The organism is Aliagarivorans taiwanensis DSM 22990, assembly GCF_000429505.1.
GTDB classification, from domain to species: domain Bacteria; phylum Pseudomonadota; class Gammaproteobacteria; order Enterobacterales; family Celerinatantimonadaceae; genus Aliagarivorans; species Aliagarivorans taiwanensis.
Map to the genome: position 1 here is coordinate 55,342 of NZ_AUBZ01000005.1, position 21,471 is coordinate 76,812.

A 21,471-nucleotide genomic window follows, 5' to 3' on the forward strand; every position below is an offset into this window, starting at 1 on the left:
TTTTAAAACAAAAAGGGCGCTTCTCAATAGAAGCACCCTTTATAACGGCTCGATATGAAAAATCTTTAGGCTTAAATGTAGTTAAATAACGTTAACTGACTTATTCGACTGTATGACGCGTAAGAGGTGTTTAGCGCTAGCTCAGCCTGCTGTAGTTCTGTCACGGCGGCAGCAAAGTCCACCTCACTGAGTGCTGCTCGAGACTGCTGATTGATCACATCCATAGCTCTCGCCGCATCTCGTACCGAGTCCAGCGAGTTCCCCCTAGCCCCTACACTGCCCTGAGTTAAGTTGAGCTTTTCGAGTGCGTTATCGAGACCAACAATAAAATCATTTTGCGCTTCGGTGTAGTCCTCGCCAAGTACCGAAGGGTCTTCGAGTGCAGCAATAAAGTCACCTAAAGTGTTAAGAATATTCCGTTTTTCTGGAACCGCTAATTCGAACTGCTCTGCCGCGGGAACCCCCGCGGTTACGTCAATAGCCAAGCCAGCAAAAGAAATTGGCTGCCCGACTACAAAATTCCCAGTGTCTAGCACCGTCCCACCACTATCTTGGATAGTGTAAGTATCTGGAGTACCAGCAGTTGTAGTCACTGTAAACGCATTGTTTGCCGCAACAAATGGATCGTAGTTGTTATTATGAAAGCTATCATAAGCAGCCTGATCACTAACGGTTGTGTTTACGCCGGCTGTTAGGTCATTGCTTATCAAACGCTTCTGTACATTATCAAAGACCTCTTGACCAGTGTCATAGCTTTGAATAAACACCGAAGAAGACACTTTAATGTCATTCTTGCCATTATCACCTTGATAGTTGTATTCATTGCCATCGTAAACATATGGCTGCTTGTGGGTCTGAAAACCCGCGAAAATGTATGAGCCATCAGCCGCTTTACTATTCATAAAGTCCAATAGCTGGTCTTGAATTTGCCTCAGTTCCTGCGCCAAAGAAGCTCGTTCAGTATCACCGATAATGCCATCACCAGATTGAATACCGAGCACTCGAGCCCGTTGCGATGCAGTGATCATCCCTTCCAGTACAGACTCCTCAAAGTTAAGAGCACTCTCAAGGACTGTTCCGTTTTTCAAATGCTGCTCGGTCAATGTAATTTCAGTACTCAAGAACATTGTTTTGGTCATGTCTGACGGACCATCAGCGGCAGTGAGTAAGCGTTTATTGGTGACCAAGTGTTGATTGGTCTTTTGCACTCGCTCCTGACCATCGAGTACGCCCGCTAGTGAGCTGAAATAGATATTTGGAGTTGATACGCGCATCATAGTCATTACCTCACTGAGCTAAGTAGCGTATTGAAAGTGTCTTGCGCTACGCTAATTACCTGTGCAGAAGCCGCATAAGCTTGTTGGAATCTGACTAAGTTCGCAGCTTCTTCATCGAGGTTTACCCCAGATATCGACAAGTGACGCTGTTCACTTTGCTCAAACAGAGACTTGGCAGCCGCTTCCGACGTCCTCGCTTCACTGGTTTTACCACCAATGAAGCTCACGATACTGGCATAAGCATCGTTTAAGGTCATTTTGTTGTCGCCGGTGGTCGCCAAGCTTTTCCGTACAAGGTCGTCTTGTTGAAGGTTTACCATTTCTAACGCGTTGAAGTTGTCGTTGAAACCCTCGGTATTGTAACCAACGGTAAACACATCACCCTGCATCGCATCGCCGTCAATATTGATATCAAAACCCGGATCAGGAACTAGACCTGCCGTCGCAAAGATTTGCTGACCGGCGGAAGCAGCCGGTGCTGTACCCATAAGTGCACCAGTACCATCGAATACCTCATAATCGCCAGCGGCGTTGATCCGCACTTCATGCGGACCATTGATATCGTAGCCACCGGGCAAAGTGAAATAACTGGAGGCTGGATCGGTATCGTAGATATCATCGATCGTTACTTCTGCGTTACCTCGGTTATTCAGTTCTCTTTCAACGCGAATGGGGGCTGCAAACGCAAGCTTTTCCGGCTGAGTCATCGAAACCGTCATTTGGACTGCTGCATCTCTAGTGGGCTGCAGGATGAACCGGTCACCCGCCGCAAAACCGCCTGAACTTAAATCAAGGTCCAGTCCATCGATTTGGAAGTTGGTCGGTGGGGTTGTGCCTGCTATTACAGCATCAATTGGCTTATCACCTTCATAGCGCTGAATTTCAAAATTAGTAGGCGAGGTAAAAGTGACTCGATAATCGTAAGGAGTGACTTGGTCACCTTCACCTGGCACAAAGCTTCCTAGTATTTGCCCTGTACCGGTGTTAGAGCTGAGCTCTTTACCGTCAAAGGTAGGCAAGGTGAAAATATCCAAACCAAGGTCACCATTGAGGTCCATACCCAAGCGGTTTTGCTGATTAAATGCGTCCATTAAGGCGATCGACATTTGCCCTAGCTGATTTCGGCTGACGTCCATGGCGCTTTTACGATACTCCAAAAGCCCACCAATTTTCCCGCCAATATCATCATAACCGATCACTCGAGGTACCCCAGCAAGGCTAAGGGTCATATCACGTTGAGTGTTGTCCGGGTCCCCAAGAACCATATTGATTTGAGCTACATCACCAGCCAACACCAGAGCCTGACCTGACTGTAGAAACACCAAACGTGTACCATTAGGCTCGTCAACGGTGTTAATCGACATCAACTCAGAGAGTTCCCGAATGGCTTGATCCCGTTGGTCCGCCAAGGTCGCTTTGTCCCCATCCAGCGGACTACCACCCAAGGCTTGGATTTCTTGATTTATCTCGTGAATGTTGCGCAGCAACACATTCACCTCGTCAGCTTTAACTTCAAGATCCTCATTGATTGCGTTCTCTTGAATGGTGTACTGCTCAGACAAGGCTCTGAATCGATCGGATAGCGCGCCAAACTGAGATAGGGCCAACTCACGCGTTGACAGGGCAGTGGGATTATCCGTTACCGCATGTAACTGGGTAAACAGGTCGTCGATTTTTGGGCTAATGTTCAGCGCATCGTCACTCAAAATAGTGTCGATGTTACTCGCTTCCTGCAAGTACGCTTCACGGTTGCGGTAAGTGGAAAGGTCGCGGAACATTTGTGCCTGAGCAAAGTTATTAATTACCCGCTCTGTGTAGCCGTCACGCACCCCGCCCAATACATCGGCGCTGTAAAACGTCCGCTGCAGTGTATAGCCTGGTGTATTGACGTTAGTAATGTTGTTACTGGTAGTAGTTAGCAAACGCTGACTACTGACAACCCCGGATGTACCTATCGTTAGTAAGTCGTTCATCGCCATAGTGATCGTTACTCCACATTGTCACTGGCCGAGCCGAAGCTCTGGAAATACCGTCCATTCATAATGCTTATTATCTTGTTCGCGTACTGAGGGTCGGTGGCATAACCTGCCGCCTGTAGTTCCTCGGCGTAACGCTCGCCATCGCCAGCATTGGCTAAGGCTTGTTGATAACGCGGCGACTGAACAAACTTAAGGTAATCCCGAACACTTTCTTCGAACGAGCCATAGGCGCGGAAAGAGGCGGTTTCACGTCGAGCTTCACCACCGCGGTACTCCAGAGTACTGACAATCGCTTTGTCGCCATCCCAGCGACGATCCGCTTTGATGCCGAACAGGTTGAAGCTACTGCTCCCGTCACCCTTTGCCATAACCCGTTGCCCCCAACCCGATTCCAGTGCGGCTTGTGCGACCACCACAGCAGGATCGAGTCCATGCCTGGGTGCCCATTTCTCCACTAACGGCATCATCTTGCTGATAAACTCTTCAGGAGAGGCAAATTGTTGCCCTTCTGCTTTGCCTACCTCAGCCGGGTTGCCGTCCGCACTGGCAATATTCGTAGTTTTAGTTTGATTTTCAGCTGCTTGCGTAGCCAACACCGTAGAATATTCAGTATTCGTGCCAACAATTTCAGTTGCGGGGACAAACTGTTTTTCAGCACGTGCTCGTTGGGTCAGATAGTGGAGTTCATCGCCACGAACGTAGGCCGCTGGCTTAATATCGGAAGAATCAGGGTCGAGCTGTGCAACAATCAAATCAGCCAGGCCGAGCGCGCCGGAAGACGACAGCTCGGTGGCCAACTGGTTATCGTACATATCCCGATAGGTTTGAGTATGTCGGTTGTTCAGCGGCGAGTCGGTTTCAAACATCGCGTTCGCTTGGCGCATCTGCTTTAGCAGCATCTGCATGAACATACCTTCGAACTTGCCAGCAACCTGTTGCAGCGCTTTCTTTTCATCTTTTTGCGCAGCGCTACGCAGCTCATCAAGACTTGCGATGTCGTGGTAGTTACTGCCAGCCGTATTTTCTAGGGGACGCATTACCATTTAGATCACCATCAACTCGCCTTGGATGGCACCCGCTTGCTTAAGCGCTTCGAGAATAGATACCAAATCGCCCGGTGCAACCCCTACCCGATTCACCGCGCGCACTAAGTCGTCGAGCGACGCGCCTGGGTCGAAGTGGAACATACGTGAATCCGCTTGCTCGGTTTGAATATCGGTGACGGTACCTTCCACCGTTTGGCCATTACCCAAGGCATTGGGCTGGGAGACAAACGGTGTTTCAGAAACACGAATAGTTAAGCCGCCGTGAGTAATCGCCGCGGGCAACAAGCGCACATCTTTGCCGATCACAATCGTGCCGGTACGCGAGTTAACAATAATCCTAGCCGACTCCGAGGCAGGCTCAAAGGTCAGGTTTTCCAGCGTAGACAGATAGGCGACCCGCTGACCTGGGTCACGCGGTGCATACACCCGTACTGAAGCAGCATCCAACGGCATCGCCGTATTGGGGCCAACTAGGGCGTTAATCGTGTCAGCCATGCGCTTCGCGGTGGTGAAGTCAGAACGCTTCAAGTTAAAAGTAATAGTATCGCCCTGCATAAAAGGCGATGGGACTTCGCGCTCTACAATCGCGCCGTTAGGAATACGGCCAACCGTTGGCGTGTTAGAGATCACCTTCGAGCCATCAGCCCCCTCGGCGCCAAAACCACCAACAATTAAGTTACCCTGCGCCAAGGCGTACACCTCACCATCGGCACCTTTCAAAAAGGTCTGCAACAAACTTCCGCCGCGTAAGCTTTTTGCTTCGCCCACTGCCGATACCGTGATATCGATAGTCTGGCCGGGCTTTACAAATGGCGGCAGCTCCGCATGTACCGCCACCGGCGCTACATTACGGATCCGCAAGTTGCTGCCCTCTGGCATGCTAATGCCGAAGTTACGCAGCATGGTGGCAAAGCTTTGCTCAGCGAACTCACTGTTACGCTCACCGGTGCCGGGTAAACCCACCACCAAGCCATAGCCAATCAGTTGGTTCGAGCGAACCCCTTGCACGTTGGCCACATCTTTGATCCGAGCGGCCTGCGCCAGGTTAATTTGGCTTAGCGTCAGTGCCAGTACCAATGCGGTTAGAAGTTTGTTCAACATAGTGTTACTCCCCTTGCGGGCCTCTGTTTACAGCGGCCACAGCGGGCTGTTAAAGAATTTCGTTAGCCATCCCTTCTGGGTGGTATTGGCAAAATCGCCGGTACCGCCGTACTGGATGCGGGCATTTGCCACACGCAGTGAAGGGATGGTGTTATCAGGACCCACGTCTTCCGGGCGAACAATACCGGTTAGACGAATGTATTCGTTACCGTTATTCAACATCAGCCACTTCTCGCCGCTGATAACCAGGTTGCCGTTATTCAGCACTTTCACCACGTTCACCGCGATGGAGCCGCTTAGGCTGTTACTTTGGGCAGCATCAGCTTCGCCGGCAAAATCGTTATTGCCGGAGTAACCAAATTCAATCGGCGCGCCATTAATAGTGGCAGGCCCCCACGGTGTGGTGACTTGGCCGACGTTGATATTGTTCGATTTACTGGATTCGTTGGTCGCTGATTTGCTGGCCTGGGTACGCTCTTGCAGGTTTACCACAAGGGTGTCACCCAGGTAGATACCAGTGCGATCAGCATACAAGTCGTTGGCGTAGTTTTCCGTAAATAACGACCCTGTGACCTGCGCATCCATGGCGGGCTCCTCTGGATAAACTGGGGCAAACGCAGGATCGTCAGGCACAATCGCGTTGTTGACACTGGCACAACCGGCTAGACCCAGGCACAACAGAGAAAAGGTTAACTTGTACATACAACACCTCAATGCTTATAGCTGTTGAGTTGCAAAGTTCAGCATCTGATCCACGGTAGAGATAACTTTCGAGTTCATCTCATAGACCCGCTGAGCTTCAATAAGATTGACCAGCTCTTCGGTGACATTCACGTTCGAGGTCTCTAAGGCCCCTTGGTGAATACCACCCAGTCCGTTTTCGGCAGCAATACCCTGTTGAGGGGCACCACTCGAGCCGGTCTCCAAATAAAGGTTTTGTCCCACTGGCTCAAGACCCGCAGGGTTTACAAAATCGGTAATAGTAATCTGGCCAATCACCTGGCTTGCTGCCTGACCGGCCACCTGCACACTCACCTCACCGTCTTCACCCACGGTAAAGCTTTGCGCATCTTCTGGTACCTGAATCTCAGGCTGCAGCGGATAGCCAAAGCCCGGAGTCACGATGGTGCCATCTTCGTTAAGCGAGAACTGACCATTGCGGGTGTAGGCAATGTTGCCATCAGGCATCAAAATCTCGAAAAAGCCACGGCCGTTGATCATTAAATCAAAGGCGTTATCGGTGGTTTGCACGTTACCTTGTTGGTGGTCTTTTTGGGTGGCCACAACTTTGGCACCCACACCAATCATCAGGCCCGAAGGCATGGTGGTGTTTTGCGAAGAACGACCGCCCGGTTGGTTGATGGTTTGGTACAGCAAGTCTTCAAACACGGCGCGGGATTTTTTGTAACCCACGGTGCTGGCATTCGCCAGGTTGTTCGAAATTACCGAAACGTTGGTTTGCTGGGCATCTAACCCTGTTTTACTAATCCAAAGTGCAGGATGCATAATTTACTCCTTGATCCTAGGTTAGACGCAGCAGGCTGCTTGCTGCTCGGTCATTCTCATCGGCGGTTTTCATCATTTTTACTTGCATCTCAAACTGCCGCTGTAAACTAATCATGTGGGTCATTTCCTGAACGGGATTGACGTTACTTGCTTCTAACGCGCCTTTAATCACCCCCACGGTGGCATCGGGTACAATGCCTTGGCCATCGGTACGACGGAACAAGCCATCTTCCCCTTTGGTCAACGCCGCATAGTCTGGGCGGCTAAGCTTGATGCGGTTGATCTCTTCCAGCGCATCAGGCAGTGCGCCTTCAGGGCGGATCTCAACCGTACCGTCTTCGTGGATCTGCAGTTTCTCAACCGGCAGAGGAATGATAATTGGCGCGTCTTGGTTACCCAGTACCGGCTGCCCTGAGCTGGTCTGCAATACCCCGGCTGGCGAGATAGTAAAGTTACCGTTGCGGGTTAACGCTTCCTGACCATCTTTATCCTGAATCGAAATCCAACCATCGCCCTTAATAGCAACGTCAAGATCTCGACCAGTGGTTCGGATCCCTCCCCCTTCAAAGTTCTGGGTGGGACGCTCGGTCATAGCAAATACCCGAGAAGGCATGCCCGGCCCAAAGGCCTGCATGGTTCTGGCGTTTTCCAAGTCCGCTTTGAAACCGGTGGTATTCGCATTGGCAAGGTTGTTACCCCTTACCGAAAGCGAATGCATGTTCTGCTTTGCCCCGGTCATCGCGATATACAGCAAGTTGTCCATTTTTTTTCCTTCGTCAAATGACTGACTTTTTTATGGAAAATGCAAGCTTGATGCCAAGGAGAGAAAGGAATAGTAATTACTGGAATTATTTAGGGTTTTTAATAACTTACGGCGCCAGAAAAAACAAACGGGAGGCCGAGGCCTCCCGCTATTCGTCGCTACAGTCAGATTAACGGATCTGGATGATGGTTTGTTGCAAGGTGGAGTTCACTTCCAGCGCTCGCGAGTTCGCCTGGAAGTTACGCTGGGCGCTAATCAGGTTTACCAGCTGCTCGGTCAGATTAACGTTGGCCTGCTCTAGCGAGGCCGAGTTGATCTTACCAAAGGTACCGGTATTCGCTTCACCAGCAATCGCCTCACCACTTCGCTGAGTTTGCTGCCATGCGGTGTCGCCAATCTGGCCCAGACCTTGGTTGTTGTTAAACTGAGCCACCGCCACTTTGGCGATATTGGTCGTGGTACCATTTGAGTAAGAAGCTACCACCAGACCCTCTGGGCTAATATCGATACCGGTCAGTTTACCTACGGTAGAACCATTTTGAGATAGGTCGCTAACCTCAAAGGCGGAGTTGAACTGGGTTACGTTGCCGTAGTTAAACAGGAGCTGTTGGGTAGATTCAACAGAACCAGTCACCGGGTCCCAAACACCACCAATATTACCTAACTCCTCAGTCTCGATAACCGCTGGATCTTGGTTTGCTAACTGACCAGAGCTATCAAACGTCAACACAGCTGCATCAGGAATAGTTGTATTAGGGTTGCCAGGGTCAGGGGTAATATTGTTAGTACTGTTATCGATGTTTACGGGCTCCCCATCAACATAGACAAACTTGTACCAAGTATTTGCAGTAGTCTGGTCTTTCACAAAGTACGTTTCTGCAACGTGGGCCCCACCTTGACTGTCATACACTGTGACCGAAGTTGCAGATGTATAAGTATCACTATCAGCAGGGTTAAAAAATGTAACATCATGACTGGTTCCATTGGATGGCAGGTTAAAGCTCATACCAATGTCTGTGGTCATAGTGGGCGTTCCCACTTCAGCGCTAATCTGAATGGGGCGTGTTGCCGCCATACTTACCGCAGATGGCGTTCCACTAGAGTTTACAGTGTACCCCTGTAAGAAATCACCCTGCGAGTTAACAATAAAGTTCTCCGAGTTCAGCTTAAAGGCACCAGCGCGGGTAAACTCGCGAGTCTGAGTGGTTAGGTCAGACGCGGTAACAAAGAAGCCTTCGCCGCTAATCGCCAAATCCAGCGAGTTCTGGGTGAACTGCAAGCTACCTTGTTGGAACTGCTGGGCCACATCGATGGTTTTTACACCGTTACCTACCGCGGTTTGGGCGTTGGTAAAAATCGAGGTGGCGTACACATCGGCAAACTCAGCACGCGACTCCTTAAAGCCCACAGTGTTAACGTTCGCGATGTTGTTCGCGGTAACGTCCAGATCTTTTTGCGAGGCGTTTACCCCACTTAGAGCGATATTAAATGACATCTCTCAATCTCCTATCTTTCTTTTATTGGGGTTATCCCTTCGCGACTTCCAGCACATCATTCATAGAGATGCCGCCCAAGCCATTTAGATTCACTACTACACCCGAGGTCGAACTACCCAGGCTCACGCTACCCACATCTGCATAGGTAGCCGTTGGCAAAGTGGTTTGCTTGCCACCTTGGGTTGCCGATACCGTTACGTTGTAAATACCTGCAGGAGCGACGCTGCCATCGGCCAGTGTGCCGTCCCACTCAAATTTAAGGTTGCCGGCGCCGCCTTCCATCGGAATGGTCGCCACCGTTTCACCCACGCTGTTCTCGACGGTCACGCTCACATTACTGACATCTGAGCTGGCCACCGCCACACCCGAGAAGCCTGTGCCATCGCTATAGCCGTAATCCAGAGGTACCAGTACTTGTTGGCCTACCAAGGTGGATGCTTGCAACGCGGCTTGAGAGTTCATAATGGAGTTCAAGTCATCCATTTTCTTGCCAAGCTCAACGATCCCTTCCGAGGTTTGGAAAGACGACATCTGGGCAATCATCTCGGCGTTGTCCACCGGTTTACTCGGATCTTGGTATTGCAACTGGGTGGTCAGCAGCGAGAAGAAGTCTTCTTGGTCAAGCTGCTGGCTCTGTTGCTCCGGAACAATTGATTCCGGCTCCCAATACAATCCACTATTTTGAAGAGGTGATACTGTTGACACGCCCTACTCCTTAACTGTTACCGCGACCAAGGGTCAAGGTGCTGTTTAGCATCTGCTTGGCTGCTTCGGTGACCTGAACATTTGCCTGATAGTTGCGCGACGCACTCATCATGTCGGCCATCTCTTCAATCACATTCACATTCGGTTTGAAGATGTAGCCTTCTTCATTGGCCAGCGGGTGCTCGGGGTAGTACTCCATACGCAGCGGCGCATCGCTCTCAACGATACCGGCCACTTGTACACCCACAGAGTCAGCGCTGTGCTGGGCATTTTGCAGCTCAGCGGCAAACACTGGCTTGCGCGCACGATAGGTGCCCTCGGTGCTGTTGCTGATCGAGTCGGCGTTTGCCAAGTTACTGGCGGTGGTATTCAATCGAACAGATTGCGCCTTCATCGCTGAAGCACTTACATCAAATACTCTGAAAAAACTCATGATTACTGTCCTTTAATTGACTTTTGCAAACCACTGAACTTGGAATTCAGGAAGGTAATACCCGCTTGGTACTCCAAACCGTTCTGCATGAACATGGCCTTTTCCTGCTGCATATCGACAGTGTTGCCATCACCGGTGTCTGGCTGATCGGGAACCCGATAGCCTTGATCCAGAGGACGCATCTTGCCAGCAGTCAGGTGGCCTTCATGGGTAGTCGCTAACCGAAAGGCTTGCTGCCCACTCTTCGCCTGTGCCATCGCTTTTTTGAAGTCAATGTCTTGCGCTTTGTAATGTGGGGTATCGGCGTTGGCGATGTTACTCGCTAGCACTTCTGAGCGGCGGGCTCGCACGCCAATTGTGTGTTGATGTACGCCAAGTGCTTTATCAAATGAAATTGCCATAGTTACCTCACATTGTGTCTCGAGGTATATCTAGCAACCGTTATGCCAAGTTTTATTGACGCTGTATTTCTGGGGGTTTAGCAGGATGTGCCGCCCACCCTAGTCTGATGAAGGAGGGGGAAGCGGCAAGGGGCGGCAAACATTGCCCCTGATAGGTAATCGCTTATTTTAGCTTGTAAACTATGCCTGGGTGGCAACGGATCATCTCAAAGGCATCAGTCAGGCCGGTAATCGACTCCGACGCCCCAAGCATCAAGTAACCGCCGGGGTTTAAGGCCTTAGCGAACTGATTAAGGATCTTCGATTTCACTTCGGCGTTAAAGTAGATCAGTACATTGCGGCAAAAGATAATGTCGAACTTGCCCATTAGCGCATAGCTATCCAGCAAATTTAAGGCTCGAAAGTTTACGTGCTGTTTAACTTTCGCATTCACCTGATAACGACCATTATCGGCAGGTTCAAAAAACTGACGCTTGCGCTCCGGCGACAAACCACGGTTAAGCGCCAAAGAATCGTAGATACCCTGTTTACAGTGATCGAGCATCGACGGAGAGATGTCGGTTCCCACCACCTGCACGCCCTTAATCATACCTGGCCGCTTGCTTTGGAACTCCATCGAAGACATCACGATAGAATATGGTTCCTGCCCCGACGAACACGCCGCAGACCAGATCTTCACCGGCCGCGCCAAGCCTTTAAACTCAGGCAGTAGCTTTTCGCCTAGCAATTGGAAGGGATATGTATCACGAAACCACAGCGTTTCGTTGGTGGTCATCGCATCGACTACAGCGGCGCGCAGATCGCGCTCACGCAGACTCATCGAGCGCTGAACCAGCTCATTCAAGCTGGCAATGTCAAACTTAGCCATCAAAGGCGAAAGACGGCTTTTTACCAAGTACTGCTTATTTGCCCCCAAAACAATTCCGCACTGCTGTTCCAGGAATGCGCAGAACTGTTTGTAGACATCTTCGGTTAAATTTCTCAAGATGCGGAATTCCGAAACTTAGGCATTAACATCTATATAGACTTGCGCACGGCAGCGGCAAGTTCATCTGGGTTAAACTTCGCGATAAAGTCGTTGGCCCCTACTTTTGTCACCATCGCCTGGTTGAACACACCACTAAGTGAAGTGTGCAAAATAATGTGCAGATCTTTTAGGTCAGGGTTGGCGCGTACCTCAGCGGTAAGGGTGTAACCATCCATCTCCGGCATCTCGATATCCGATATCACCAAGGCAATCTGATCTGTAATCGGCGCGTCTTGCGCCATCTTTAGCAACATATCGAGCGCATCTCGCCCATCTTTGCAAAGAATCACATCGACACCGAGTGACACCACCGCCTTTTTAACCTGATTCCGCGCCACCGATGAGTCATCAACCACCAAGATTTTCTTGTCCAGCTGAACGTTCTCAGCGGCCTCTTTGACGATCTCTTCGCTTACCGTGGTATCAACCGGCGAGATCTCATCAAGGATTTTTTCTACATCTAAGATAGAAACAAGCTCGTTGTCGACCTCGGTAACAGCCGTTAGGTAGTTGAACTTACCCGCGCCTTGTGGCGGTGGCAGAATATCTTCCCAGTTCATATTTACGATGCGCTCAACCGAATCGACCAAGAAGCCTTGTACGCTGCGGTTGTACTCAGAGATAACAATGAAGCACTTGCTCAAGTCTTTGATGGCTGGGCCGCCGGTTGCAAGGCTGAGATCGATAACCGAGATGGTTTGCCCACGAATATGCGCAACCCCACGAATAACTGAATTCAACTTAGGTAAGGCTGTTAAAGGGGGGCATTGCAGCACCTCTTTTACTTTGAACACGTTAATACCATAACGCTGACGCCCAACCAATTTAAACAGCAACAGCTCTAAGCGGTTTTGCCCCACGAGTTGCGTACGCTGATTAACTGAATCCAGAATCCCGGCCATATTAAAGGTCTCTCCTGACTAAACAAGGCACTATATTTGCAAGCCCCTTGTTGATTTCATCGTCCATGCTCAGAACGTCGAGTCTTTGACGAAGATGTTCGTTCAATGTGTTGCAGACTACCTAAGCATAGACAAAAACCAAAGGGCTTTTAGTGATTTATCGGAATCAGTGCGGATATGATTAATTTTTTAGTGGTTGTCGCTGGTCTTTTAACCAGTTTCGTTAGTATCGCCTCTGACAAGCATGTAGAGCTGCAATCTCGTGCCGAAGCCTTTGTGGCGGAGTTCGTCGAGCAAGACCCAGCCACAAAAACCGAGCTCACCGCCAACACCCTCGACCCGCGCACCCAAATCATTGACTGCCCTTCAGATTTTCAATTTGAGCTGGCCAGCGGCGAAGTGCGCCGTAACACCAGTGTGCTAGTTACCTGTGCTGAAGACATTAATTGGCGACTCTATATTCCGGTGCGTATCACTCAGTTGGTTGCGGCGGTCACGGTGGTCAAGAATCTCGATCCCGGCACGACCCTCGACGCATCAACAGTTGAACTCAACTACGTGCCAAGTAACCTGGCCCGTGGCAACTACTATATAGACCCATCCGATCTGTTCGGCGCCAAGGTGAAGCGACAGCTGCGTAAAGACCGCGTAATTACCGGCCGCGACATCTGCATTGTTTGCAAAGACGACATCGTCAACATCTCTGCAGGCGTTGGCGGACTCAGCGTTTCGACCGAAGGGACAGCTTTGTCTGACGGCAGCTTGGGTGATAACATACGCATCAGAAACAACCAGTCACAGCGCATCGTTACAGGGCGTGTTGTCGGGTTGGGCCGGGTCAGCGTTAATTTTTAGGTTTTTCTCAAAAAAGTAGTAAAGTTAATTGAGGCAAGGCCGATAGCTTTACTGAATACGAAGTACATATAAACTGTGGGGCGCCATAATGGCTATCAATATTAACAACTTAAGCGGAAACCGCCCAAACCAGCTCGATACCAATCGAAGCGCTGAAAAAGGACAGCCTGGCCTAGATAAAGCCGAGGCAAAAGGGTCTACCGCCGCCCAGGATTCAGTAATGCTGACCGATGAAGCTCAACAACTGACTCGTATTCAGCAGAATCTACTTAGCGACCCAGCTAACCGTAGTGAGAAGGTTGAAGCGCTCAAGCAAGCCGTTGCTGACGGCAGCTACAAAGTCGATGCCGACCAAGTAGCCAAGAAAATGGGCGCTTTCGAAGGCGAACTCAATAAAGTTTTCTAATCGGCCTTGGTGATGTTAAGTAAGCTACTGGATACTCAAGAGCAGCAACTCACGTTGCTGCTTTCCTTGTTGGAAAAAGAAAATCAATCACTGGTTCAAGACGACATGAGCCAACTACAAGCCGTCACCAAGCAAAAACACGAACTGCTTGACGCCATCCAACAAACCGATCAAGCCCTCGCCCAACACGCCGAACAGCTAAAAACCGACAGCGACCTCGCCAAGCGTGTTGAAGTGCTCCAGTCCCTGCTGAGCGAATGCCAACAGCATAACGAAGTCAATGGCGCACTAGTTAACGAAAGCCAAGAAAATGTAGAGCAACTTCGCCGCGTTGTAGACCAACTGCGTTTCGAAGACACATCTACCTATGACAAAGATGGTAAGAAGCATTCCAGTCAGCGCTCGGGGCGTGGGTTTAAGGCTTAGCCATTTAACCATTTTCGATCTAAGAAGGGATGGCAATGCCATCCCTTTTGTTATTCCAAGCCACTAATTTGGTTTTCTTTTGAGACTCAGCGTATTGTCGCCACTCTTCTTCGGTTTAACCTTTGGAACTGCGCTTTTTGCATTGGGGTTTACATACACCTTTTTACTTGGCTTGTTGCCACCTTTGTTAGTGGATGCCCCACCCGCTTTACCCTCTGAGTGTTTGCGTTCAGGGCGCTCCGACTCCTTGTTCCAGCTCTTGGTTTTGCTGTCATCGTTGCGGCTAAATGACTTGCCTCGGTTGTCACTTTTACCGCTGCGGCGTTTGTCTGCATCCGAGCGGCTGTTATCGTTATGAGAACGGTTGCCCTTTTGAGCTAGCGCGCCACGTCCCTCACCCTGACCACTTGGACGGCGTGGGTTACCACTGCGCTCGCCTTGCTTAGGCTTGTTGCGCTTCACTTCGCGCAATTTAGCAGGATCAGCAGTACCGGTTGAGTGGGCAACGGCTGCGTTTAGCTCTGCCATCTCTTGCTCGGTGAGGTCACGCCACTGACCAGACTTCAAGCCTTTGAGGTCGATATGCATAATGCGCGAACGTTTAAGCTGTGTGACTTCGTAGCCCAGATGCTCACACATCCGGCGGATCTGACGGTTAAGGCCCTGGGTAAGAACGATTTTGAACTGGAACTTACCCGCCGGGGTCACCACACAGGGTTTGGTGATAGTTCCAAGAATCGGCACGCCACGGCTCATCCGTTCGACAAAACGCTCTGAGATCGGTTTGTCTACGGTGACCAGATACTCTTTGTCGTGGGCGTTCTCGGCGCGCAGGATCTTGTTGACGATATCACCATCGGAGGTCAGTAGAATGAGGCCCTCAGACGGCTTATCCAAACGTCCAATCGGGAAGATCCGCTGTTTGTGGCCAATCGCATCAATGATATTGCCGCGTACATCGCGCTCGGTGGTACAGGTGATCCCAACCGGTTTGTTGTACGCGATGTAAACGCGGTCACGCTTATCGGCAGCAGTCGCTTTAATCGGCTTGCCATCGACCTCAACACTATCGCCAGGCTGAACCTTAGTACCCAGCTCCGGGCGCTGACCATTAATGGTGACACGGCTTTGCTCAATCAGCTTGTCGGCTTCTCGGCGTGAACAGTAACCGGACTCACTGATAAATTTGTTGAGGCGTTTTTCTGACATGGTAATCGGCTGTAGCTACTTAGTTGGTGCGGGAGTGTAGAGTATATAAGGTGGGAAAGAAACTGGTTTGATATAGATAGCCGGTTAACGCTTATTGAAAGGAAAAAGGGCGTAAAAACACCCTACTCTTTTGCTGGATAGCCAATGAAAGAATCAGCGCCGACTGAGTTCAATCTTTGAAACCGAGCCAGCTCTGACGGTTATATAAGTCTTCTTATTTGCCAGTTTGTAGAACAGCGTCTCGACTTTTATCTCTGCGCCACCGCCTGTTAGCTCTTCGCGGGCTAGAGGTGTACCACAGCTATCAAGCACATCAAACAAGCTACTGCCTTGCCTTATCCACGTTCCACCGCAGTTCACATTGGATACTTCGTGGCGCTGAGTAGCGTAAGCATTGAGCCCCAGAATGAGGCCACTGACCAAAAGCAAAGCCCGCCCTGTCGTAGCTGATAGCCTTAATTACTGATAGTTGTGCACCCACTATAGCCTAGCTGCAACCAATGGAGGCTTTCTTTTAGTTAAGCGAGTCGAGATACGCGCGCCAACCACCAAACTCACTAATATCAGTAGCGCCAGCAACCCCAATCGCCTCACAGATAAAACCGGTGACCCAGCGGCCGTCGGCCAACTCTACCTTGCCGAGCCCCAGTGGCGCAGGAATGCCCTCAAGGAAATCGCCGACTCGCGCTTGGGGCAGCTGCCATAGCTCCATGGCAATCGACTGGCCGCCCTCTTCTACCCGTACCATGCCAGGCCGAGCCGGGCCATCACCGGCAAGTGCATAGAACTTGTAGGCAGCGGCGCTTTGGCACTTCTCCAGCAAACTGGCGCCGCGTTCCAATAGCTGATGATTAAGCGCCAGGCCTTCTAAGTGGGCGCCACAGACCGCTACGGTCATCATGCCTTGCTCTTCAGTAGATAGCGGCTGCTGACTCTCAAAACAACGGGCGATTTGCAGTAGCTTGTCGTCGCTGCCCGCCGCCGCAAACAGGGTAATACCGAAAGGCATACCGCCATCGCTTGATGCATCGGGGATCGCCACTGCCGCATAGTCCAGCAGGTTCATAAAGTTGGTGTAGTAACCGAGGTTGCTATTTAGCTCGATGGGATTAGCCTCAAGCTCTGCAATGGTGTAGATGTTCCCGGCAGTTGGGGTGAGCATCAAGTCCAGCTCACTCAGTTGCTTGTCGCAGCGTTTTTTAAACGCCTGCAACTGGTAGCTAGCTTTAAAGGCATCCACGGCAGAGTGTTCGGTCGCGCCCCCGACAATGGTTTGGATGACTGGCAGACAGCGACTGGCGTCAGCTTCGAAGAACTCTTGAATGGCGGCGTAACGCTCAGCCACCCATGGGCCTTGATAAAGTAGCGTTGCAGCGTCGAGGAAGTCTTGGAAGTCCACCTCGACCAGCTCGGCGCCTAGTGCGGAGAAGTCTTGCTTGGCCTTTTCAAAACGCTCGGCGAAGACATGGTTGCCAAAAAAAGCCAGTTGGGCTTTCTTTGGCACGCCGATACGCAGCTTGCCGCTGCCACCAGCTGCATTTATTGGTGCCGGCAGCTTCTCACGGGCATAACTGTCAGCCTCATCGTACTGCCCGGCAATCGGCAGCAGGGTTTGAATATCTTCAACGCTGTGGGCGAATAAGGTCACGCAATCGAGGCTGCGACATGCGGGAACCACGCCGGAGCAGCTCAGCAGGCCCTTGGAGGCCTTCATGCCCACCAAGCGGTTGAAGGCGGCGGGCACCCGGCCGGAACCTGCGGTGTCTGTGCCCAGTGAGAACAACACCTGTTTTAACGCCACCGATACCGCTGAACCCGAACTGGAACCGCCTGACACATAATTTGGGTCGATGCTGTTTTTGCAGGCGCCATAGGGGCTGCGCACGCCCACCAAGCCAGTGGCAAACTGGTCGAGGTTGGTTTTCCCCAGCGGCACCGCACCGGCTTCAATTAGTTTGGCGACGACAAAGGCCGAGTCGCTTGGCTCATAGGCATAGTCCGGGCAACCCGCGGTGGTTGGCAGGCCGGCTAGATCGATATTGTCTTTAATGGCAAAGGGCACGCCATAGAGTGGTTTGTCGGCCGGGCTGTAATGGCTGAGGTCGAAGATAAAGGCCTCTAAGCGCGACTCGCCAATCAGGCTGATCCAACAGTTGTTTTGATCGTTATGGGCGGCACGCCATTGCTGACGCAAGTAATCAGCCACCGTTAGCTCACCACTTTGATAGGCCGCCAACAGGGCTTTGATTGAAGCAAATTCCATTAAATGCATTCCTTTTGTATGGCGTTTTTAGTCGTAGAACCAGCAACTGCTGAGCCCGCCCCTGTTACAGATTGATCCATTACAAACAGGCGCTGCCCGGCCTTGATCTGCGCCCCACTCGCTCGCTCTATGCTCACTACAGTGCCAGCGTGGGGCGCCAGCACCTCGATTTCCATTTTCATCGCCTCTAAGATCATCAGCGGCTGTCCGGCTTCGACCTGCTCGCCGCTTTCTACCAGCACCTTCCACACGTTACCGGCGAGCTGGCTGTCTACCGCAAACTGGTCATCGCTCAACAGAACTTGCTCGTCCTCTAGCGCTTGGGTGTCTTGCTCGACTACGAAGTTGGCTTGGCCGGTTTCCTCCCAGCGTTGCCGCTCCGCTTCAAAGGCCTGCTGCTGCTTGGCCTTAAAGTCGCTAATGCTTTGTTGCTCGGCGTCAAGCAGCGCTTGATACTCGCTTAAACCAAAGCTGGTTTGCTCAACCTTGAGGGCGAAATCGCCGCGGGGGAAGTCGCGGCGGATCTGCTTGAGCTCATCGCCAGATACCGGATAAAAACGGATCTGATCGAAAAAGCGCAGCAGCCAAGGCTTACTAAAGGCCGCACCGCGTTGATACTTGTTCCACATTTGCAGGGTGCGCCCAACAAACTGGTAGCCGCCGGGGCCTTCCATGCCATACACACACAGATAGGCGCCGCCAATACCCACCGCATTCTCAGGCGTCCAGGTACGCGCCGGGTTGTACTTGGTGGTCACCAAGCGATGGCGCGGGTCGATAGGCGTAGCGACCGGCGCACCGAGGTACACATCCCCCAGCCCCATCACCAGGTAGCTGGCATCAAACACAATCTGTTTGACCTGCTCCATGCTCTCCAGGCCATTGATCCGGCGGATAAACTCGATGTTGTCCGGGCACCAAGGCGCATCTTTTCGCACCACTTCATCGTATTTTTGGATGGCCAAGCGGGTCGCCTCGTCATCCCAAGAAAGCGGCAAATGCACGATGCGCGAGGGTAGCTGCAAGGATGACACATCACCTAGCTCCGCTTCCGCCTTCTCGAGCGTGTCGAGCAGTTGGCTACGCGGCAAACTTAGGTTGTCATAGTGGATCTGCAATGAGCGAATACCTGGGGTTAGCTCCTGCACGCCCGGTAGTGCCCACTCCTGCAGTTTCAACATCAGGGCGTGGGCGCGGAAGCGCAGCTTGATATCAAGGATCTGCTCGCCGTGCTCCACCAGCAGATAGTCTTCGCCGCTTGGGCGGTAGACCACCTTCTCGCCATATTGGGCCTTATCCAAGGATTTGATGATCGGGGAGCCTAACTCGCTGGCAGGTAAAGCCAACTCGTCACCACTTAGCTGTGCCAGCTGTTTAAGCTGGGCACGTTCAGCACGCTCGGCATCACTCAAGCTGACCGGGCTAAAGCGCACCTTATCACCCGCTTTAAGCTGACCCATCTTCCAAAGATCCGCCTTGATAATGGTGGCTGGGCAGACAAAGCCGCCCAAGCTGGGGCCGTCGGGGCCCAAGATTACCGGCATATCGCCGGTAAAATCGATGGTGCCGACCGCATAGGCATTGTCATGGATGTTAGACGGATGCAAGCCCGCCTCGCCGCCATCGCTACGCGCCCACTCGGGCTTAGGGCCAATCAGGCGAACGCCGGTGCGCGAGGAGTTAAAATGCACCTCCCACTCGGCCGCAAAGAACTCGCTGATATCCTGCTCGGTGAAAAAGTCCGGCGCGCCATGGGGGCCATAGATCACCCGAATATCCCACTCGCGCTCAATCACTGGTGCGCTAATAGCTTGCCCGCAATCCGGCTCTGCCTCATAGGCATTTAGGTGCACTACATCACCGGCTAGCAAAGCGCGGCCAGCATGCCCACCAAACTGCCCCAAGGTGAAGGTAGAGCGACTGCCCAGATACTCGGGGCAATCGATGCCGCCAGCAAACAGTAGATAGCTACGCGCGCCCTGCTCGCCTACTTGGCCAAGGCTTAAGGTTTGTCCGGCTTTTACCTGAACCACTTGCCACATGGCCTGCGCTTCGCCGTCTAATTTAGCACTGATCGGCGCGCCGCTAACCACGATATGGCAATCGCTGTTAAAACGCAGGGTTGGGCCGCTCACCGCAATCTCCAGACCGGCGCTAGACTCGGTGTTGCCTAATAGTTGATTGCCGAGGCGGAAACTTAGATTGTCCATCGGGCCGCTTGGTGGTACGCCCACGTCCCAGTAACCAACGCGACCGGGCACATCTTGGATGGTGGTTTGGGTACCGCCGCTTAACACATCCACGCTTAGCGGCTGGTAGTGAAAATGGTTCAGGCTGCTGGTGAGTACCTCGCCTTTCGAAACCGCTGGCTCGTTTAATAGCTGGCGCAGGTAGCGCAGGTTGTGCTCCAAGCCATATAGTTCGCTGTTCTCAAGCAGTTCGCTCAAGCCGCTTAGGGCTTTGGCGCGCGAGTCGCTGTGTATCATCAGCTTGGCTAGCATGGGGTCGAACAGTGGACTGACTTCCAGCCCGGGCTCAATCCAGCTGTCGATACGCAGGTGACCATCGGCCACTGATTCGGGCCAGCTTAGGTGGCTTATCAGCCCCGCGCAGGGCTGGAACTGCTTGTTGGGATCTTCGGCATATAAGCGTAGCTGGATGGCATGACCGCAAGCTTTGGCCTGCTCGGCCTGCTGCCAACTGCTCTGATGCTCTTCGCAGCCCAGCTCCAACATCAAACGCACAATATCGACGCCGAACACCAGCTCGGTCACGCCATGCTCCACCTGTAGGCGGGTATTCATCTCAAGAAAGTAAAACTGCTGGGCGTCTTGGTCGAATACAAACTCCACCGTACCGGCGCTGCGATAGTTCACCAGTTTAGCCAAGCGCACCGCAGTGCTATGCAGCTCGCTGCGCAGGGCATCGCTTAGGTTGGGCGCGGGCGTCTCTTCAATCACTTTCTGGTTACGCCGCTGGGCTGAGCAATCGCGCTCGCCCAAGGCCAATACGCCGCCTTGCCCATCGCCGACGATCTGCACCTCAATGTGGCGGGCCGCCACAATAAATTTCTCTAAGAACACGCCGCCGTGGCTGAAGTTGTTCTCACTTAAGCGCACCACCGAGTCATAGGCCTGACTCAAGGTTTGCGCATCGTCGCAGCGCTGCATACCAATGCCGCCGCCACCGGCGGTGCTTTTTAGCATCACCGGATAGCCGATGCGCTCGGCCTCTTGCAGCGCGTCTTGTAAGTTGTCCAGCAATGGCGTGCCAGGCACCAAGGGCACCTTGGCTTGCTCTGCCAATGCTCGGGCCTGGTGTTTCAGGCCAAAGCTGCGCATCTGCTCGCCGGTTGGGCCTAAAAATACGATGGAGGCGGCCTCACAGGCTTCGACGAATTCAGGGTTTTCACTTAAAAAGCCATAGCCGGGATGGATCGCCTCAGCGCCGGTGTCTTTGGCAATCTGGATAATTCGCTGTTGATTGAGGTAGGTGTCAGCCACCGCGCCCTCGCCCAAACAGACGGCTTCACTGGCTTGGCGCACATGCAGGCTATCGGCATCGGCTTGGTGATAAATGGCCACACTGGCAATGCCTAAGCTTTCCAGGGTGCGGATGATTCGGCAGGCAATCGCGCCGCGATTGGCAATCAGAACTTTTTTAAACATGAGAGTTG

The 21,471-nt window shown here is 52.1% G+C and carries 20 protein-coding genes; 3 read left to right on the top strand and 17 right to left on the bottom strand.

The features are described 5' to 3' along the window. Positions 1-71: 71 nt before the first annotated feature. The 13 genes from flgL to G462_RS0105090 form a co-directional block, all read right to left on the bottom strand. Complete coding sequence (gene flgL, locus G462_RS0105030) at positions 72-1,277, bottom strand: flagellar hook-associated protein FlgL (RefSeq protein WP_169720143.1); 1,206 nt, start codon at positions 1,275-1,277, stop codon at positions 72-74. 5 nt (positions 1,278-1,282) lie between these two features. Then, positions 1,283-3,256 (bottom strand): flagellar hook-associated protein FlgK, encoded by a 1,974-nt coding sequence (gene flgK / locus G462_RS0105035; protein ID WP_084404937.1) that lies wholly within the window; start codon positions 3,254-3,256, stop codon positions 1,283-1,285. A gap of 8 nt (positions 3,257-3,264) precedes the next feature. After that, positions 3,265-4,299, bottom strand: coding sequence for a flagellar assembly peptidoglycan hydrolase FlgJ (gene flgJ / locus G462_RS0105040; RefSeq protein WP_051326540.1), 1,035 nt, complete (start codon positions 4,297-4,299; stop codon positions 3,265-3,267). Next, positions 4,300-5,403: a flagellar basal body P-ring protein FlgI gene (locus tag G462_RS0105045; RefSeq protein ID WP_051326541.1), complete on the bottom strand. Its 1,104-nt coding sequence runs from the start codon at positions 5,401-5,403 to the stop codon at positions 4,300-4,302. It lies immediately after the preceding gene. Between the two features lie 27 nt (positions 5,404-5,430). Further along, positions 5,431-6,105 carry a flagellar basal body L-ring protein FlgH gene (locus G462_RS0105050; RefSeq protein ID WP_026958026.1) on the bottom strand — a complete coding sequence of 225 codons (675 nt, stop codon included), beginning with the start codon at positions 6,103-6,105 and terminating at the stop codon, positions 5,431-5,433. A gap of 15 nt (positions 6,106-6,120) precedes the next feature. Next, complete coding sequence (gene flgG / locus G462_RS0105055; protein WP_026958027.1) at positions 6,121-6,909, bottom strand: flagellar basal-body rod protein FlgG; 789 nt, start codon at positions 6,907-6,909, stop codon at positions 6,121-6,123. 16 nt (positions 6,910-6,925) lie between these two features. After that, the gene (flgF, locus tag G462_RS0105060; RefSeq protein WP_026958028.1) at positions 6,926-7,672 is read right to left on the bottom strand and encodes a flagellar basal-body rod protein FlgF; all 747 of its coding nucleotides are present in this window, start codon (positions 7,670-7,672) and stop codon (positions 6,926-6,928) included. 169 nt (positions 7,673-7,841) lie between these two features. Further along, positions 7,842-9,167, bottom strand: a complete 1,326-nt coding sequence (gene flgE / locus G462_RS0105065) for a flagellar hook protein FlgE (protein ID WP_026958029.1) — start codon at positions 9,165-9,167, stop codon at positions 7,842-7,844. A gap of 31 nt (positions 9,168-9,198) precedes the next feature. Continuing rightward, on the bottom strand, positions 9,199-9,873 hold the full coding sequence (locus G462_RS0105070; RefSeq protein WP_026958030.1) for a flagellar hook assembly protein FlgD: 675 nt from the start codon (positions 9,871-9,873) through the stop codon (positions 9,199-9,201). Between the two features lie 10 nt (positions 9,874-9,883). Beyond that, positions 9,884-10,306 carry a flagellar basal body rod protein FlgC gene (gene flgC / locus G462_RS0105075; protein ID WP_026958031.1) on the bottom strand — a complete coding sequence of 141 codons (423 nt, stop codon included), beginning with the start codon at positions 10,304-10,306 and terminating at the stop codon, positions 9,884-9,886. Between the two features lie 2 nt (positions 10,307-10,308). Next, entirely contained in the window at positions 10,309-10,707 is a 399-nt protein-coding gene (gene flgB / locus G462_RS0105080; RefSeq protein ID WP_026958032.1) for a flagellar basal body rod protein FlgB, read from the bottom strand. 163 nt (positions 10,708-10,870) lie between these two features. Then, the gene (locus tag G462_RS0105085; RefSeq protein WP_026958033.1) at positions 10,871-11,692 is read right to left on the bottom strand and encodes a CheR family methyltransferase; all 822 of its coding nucleotides are present in this window, start codon (positions 11,690-11,692) and stop codon (positions 10,871-10,873) included. Between the two features lie 32 nt (positions 11,693-11,724). Further along, a complete protein-coding gene (locus G462_RS0105090; RefSeq protein ID WP_026958034.1) occupies positions 11,725-12,636 on the bottom strand; it encodes a chemotaxis protein CheV in 912 nt (303 codons plus the stop codon). A 177-nt stretch (positions 12,637-12,813) separates the two neighbouring features. Between G462_RS0105090 and flgA the strand changes: the two genes are divergently transcribed. The 3 genes from flgA (at position 12,814) to G462_RS0105105 (ending at position 14,323) form a co-directional block, all read left to right on the top strand. Continuing rightward, positions 12,814-13,491, top strand: coding sequence for a flagellar basal body P-ring formation chaperone FlgA (gene flgA, locus G462_RS0105095; protein WP_026958035.1), 678 nt, complete (start codon positions 12,814-12,816; stop codon positions 13,489-13,491). Between the two features lie 88 nt (positions 13,492-13,579). Further along, a complete protein-coding gene (gene flgM, locus G462_RS0105100; protein WP_026958036.1) occupies positions 13,580-13,897 on the top strand; it encodes a flagellar biosynthesis anti-sigma factor FlgM in 318 nt (105 codons plus the stop codon). Between the two features lie 12 nt (positions 13,898-13,909). Then, complete coding sequence (locus G462_RS0105105) at positions 13,910-14,323, top strand: flagella synthesis protein FlgN (protein ID WP_026958037.1); 414 nt, start codon at positions 13,910-13,912, stop codon at positions 14,321-14,323. A 63-nt stretch (positions 14,324-14,386) separates the two neighbouring features. Here G462_RS0105105 and rluF read toward each other — a convergent pair whose 3' ends face one another. The 4 genes from rluF to uca form a co-directional block, all read right to left on the bottom strand. Continuing rightward, positions 14,387-15,532: a 23S rRNA pseudouridine(2604) synthase RluF gene (gene rluF, locus G462_RS21785; protein ID WP_084404938.1), complete on the bottom strand. Its 1,146-nt coding sequence runs from the start codon at positions 15,530-15,532 to the stop codon at positions 14,387-14,389. 153 nt (positions 15,533-15,685) lie between these two features. Next, positions 15,686-15,892 carry a DUF2845 domain-containing protein gene (locus G462_RS25100; RefSeq protein WP_425393725.1) on the bottom strand — a complete coding sequence of 69 codons (207 nt, stop codon included), beginning with the start codon at positions 15,890-15,892 and terminating at the stop codon, positions 15,686-15,688. A 154-nt stretch (positions 15,893-16,046) separates the two neighbouring features. Then, positions 16,047-17,795, bottom strand: coding sequence for an allophanate hydrolase (gene atzF, locus G462_RS0105115; protein WP_026958038.1), 1,749 nt, complete (start codon positions 17,793-17,795; stop codon positions 16,047-16,049). Further along, positions 17,795-21,463: an urea carboxylase gene (gene uca, locus G462_RS21790; protein ID WP_084404940.1), complete on the bottom strand. Its 3,669-nt coding sequence runs from the start codon at positions 21,461-21,463 to the stop codon at positions 17,795-17,797. Before uca ends, atzF begins: the two co-directional genes overlap by 1 nt. Positions 21,464-21,471: the final 8 nt, after the last annotated feature.

Coding starts and splice junctions, on each gene's coding strand:
- G462_RS0105050 (WP_026958026.1), bottom strand. CDS start 6,105: ATGTACAAGTTAACCTTTTCTCTGTTGTGCCTGGGTCTAGCCGGTTGT.
- flgB (WP_026958032.1), bottom strand. CDS start 10,707: ATGGCAATTTCATTTGATAAAGCACTTGGCGTACATCAACACACAATT.
- flgJ (WP_051326540.1), bottom strand. CDS start 4,299: ATGGTAATGCGTCCCCTAGAAAATACGGCTGGCAGTAACTACCACGAC.
- flgA (WP_026958035.1), top strand. CDS start 12,814: ATGATTAATTTTTTAGTGGTTGTCGCTGGTCTTTTAACCAGTTTCGTT.
- uca (WP_084404940.1), bottom strand. CDS start 21,463: ATGTTTAAAAAAGTTCTGATTGCCAATCGCGGCGCGATTGCCTGCCGA.
- G462_RS0105105 (WP_026958037.1), top strand. CDS start 13,910: ATGTTAAGTAAGCTACTGGATACTCAAGAGCAGCAACTCACGTTGCTG.
- flgL (WP_169720143.1), bottom strand. CDS start 1,277: ATGATGCGCGTATCAACTCCAAATATCTATTTCAGCTCACTAGCGGGC.
- flgM (WP_026958036.1), top strand. CDS start 13,580: ATGGCTATCAATATTAACAACTTAAGCGGAAACCGCCCAAACCAGCTC.
- flgG (WP_026958027.1), bottom strand. CDS start 6,909: ATGCATCCTGCACTTTGGATTAGTAAAACAGGGTTAGATGCCCAGCAA.
- flgC (WP_026958031.1), bottom strand. CDS start 10,306: ATGAGTTTTTTCAGAGTATTTGATGTAAGTGCTTCAGCGATGAAGGCG.
- flgE (WP_026958029.1), bottom strand. CDS start 9,167: ATGTCATTTAATATCGCTCTAAGTGGGGTAAACGCCTCGCAAAAAGAT.
- rluF (WP_084404938.1), bottom strand. CDS start 15,532: ATGTCAGAAAAACGCCTCAACAAATTTATCAGTGAGTCCGGTTACTGT.
- flgK (WP_084404937.1), bottom strand. CDS start 3,256: ATGGCGATGAACGACTTACTAACGATAGGTACATCCGGGGTTGTCAGT.
- G462_RS0105045 (WP_051326541.1), bottom strand. CDS start 5,403: ATGTTGAACAAACTTCTAACCGCATTGGTACTGGCACTGACGCTAAGC.
- flgF (WP_026958028.1), bottom strand. CDS start 7,672: ATGGACAACTTGCTGTATATCGCGATGACCGGGGCAAAGCAGAACATG.
- atzF (WP_026958038.1), bottom strand. CDS start 17,795: ATGGAATTTGCTTCAATCAAAGCCCTGTTGGCGGCCTATCAAAGTGGT.
- G462_RS0105090 (WP_026958034.1), bottom strand. CDS start 12,636: ATGGCCGGGATTCTGGATTCAGTTAATCAGCGTACGCAACTCGTGGGG.